This is a genomic window from Loktanella sp. D2R18 (assembly GCF_003318235.1).
GTDB lineage: Bacteria > Pseudomonadota > Alphaproteobacteria > Rhodobacterales > Rhodobacteraceae > Yoonia.
Map to the genome: position 1 here is coordinate 1 of NZ_QOCG01000026.1, position 1,307 is coordinate 1,307.

Sequence of the window (1,307 nt, forward strand, 5' to 3'; positions counted from 1 at the left end):
CGGACGAAAGCCCCATTTCGCTACAGCTGCGCGCAGGTCAGCTATGCTTTGTATTCCATATACGCCGCCTCGTTTCGTCTCGACTTTCGTAGGCTTCAATCGCGCCTACCAAGTCGTCAGGCGAGAGCGTAGCACCCCCGTTTGCAATCTGGGTGATCTGCATCGTGTACCACGCTGTCACACCGCCTTCTGGCGGGTTCTTGAAACGTGGAAACTGCGACTCGTCGCGCTGACCAGATAGCCAAAATGACGGAAGTTCCGGATCGACCACCAACGCACGAGCCAACCCGATAATATCGGCCTTGCCTTCAACAATGGCGTTTTCGGCCTGAGCGCGCGTTTTGAACCCGCCAGTGACCATCAAAGGTATCTTTGTTTTTTCGCGGGCGCGACCTGCGAATTCCAAGAAATAGGGGCCTGAGCCTGCGCGATCAGACGAGGATGCCGCACCGGGGAAATATGTGCCGCCGCTGATGTCGATAAGGTCGATTGCCACTTGGTCTACGGCGGCAACGACCTCAAGAGCCTCATCCTCTGCAAAACCACCGTCGAGCTGATCCGAGGCGTTCAATTTGATACCGACCGGAAACTCAGGGCCGACAGCTTTTCGCACTTCATTTATAACTTCAAGCAGCAGCCGCATTCGGTTTTGCAGAGAACCACCGTAGGCATCCTGTCGTTTGTTAAACAGAGGTGACAAAAACTGACTGAGCAGAAATCCATGCGCCGCGTGTATCTGAACACCTCCGAACCCAAGTCCCTTCGCAAGGCTGGCAGTGTGGGCAAATTCGGCGGGCAGTGCGTGTATCTCGTCCAAGGACAACGCGCCACAGATCAGACCGGGCAGATCAAGCGCGCTCGGTCCTTTTGGTGTGCTGATAGGGCATCCGCCATTGCACCCGCGTGTCCAAGTTGGAGCCATAGCTGCGCGTTATCGGTTGCACCTGCTTTTGCGAGGCGCTCAAGCAAACCACGGTCTGATTGGTCGTTCAAAATGAGGTTACCGGGCTTCTCTGCAAAGTGGGGTGTGCCTTGAACTTCGCCGATTATGGACAACGCCAGACCGCCCTCGGCCCACCGTTCGTAAAGCCTGATTTGATCTTCGGTTGGGTTGCCAGCGCCGTCGCCAAGGGAGTCCGACATCGCTGACTTGGCGATCCGATTCTTTAGCGTAGCGCCACATGGCAGTGTCAGCGGTTGGGCGAATGGTGAAGTTTGCATTTTGGACATGAAGCCTCGTAATTCCTTTATCGTTATACGTCAAAGCGGCCATTGGTGCAAAGCGCAGCATCAAGTAGAAAGGGCTC

The 1,307-nt window shown here is 55.4% G+C and carries 2 protein-coding genes; both read right to left on the reverse strand.

Going from position 1 to position 1,307, the window contains the following annotated elements; translation table 11 throughout:
* Nucleotides 1–37 precede the first annotated feature (37 nt).
* Nucleotides 38–922, reverse strand: coding sequence for an oxidoreductase (locus DS901_RS12605; RefSeq protein ID WP_258546725.1), 885 nt, complete (start codon nucleotides 920–922; stop codon nucleotides 38–40).
* Nucleotides 835–1,230 (reverse strand): hypothetical protein, encoded by a 396-nt coding sequence (locus DS901_RS19010; RefSeq protein WP_258546726.1) that lies wholly within the window; start codon nucleotides 1,228–1,230, stop codon nucleotides 835–837. Before DS901_RS19010 ends, DS901_RS12605 begins: the two co-directional genes overlap by 88 nt.
* Nucleotides 1,231–1,307 lie beyond the last annotated feature (77 nt).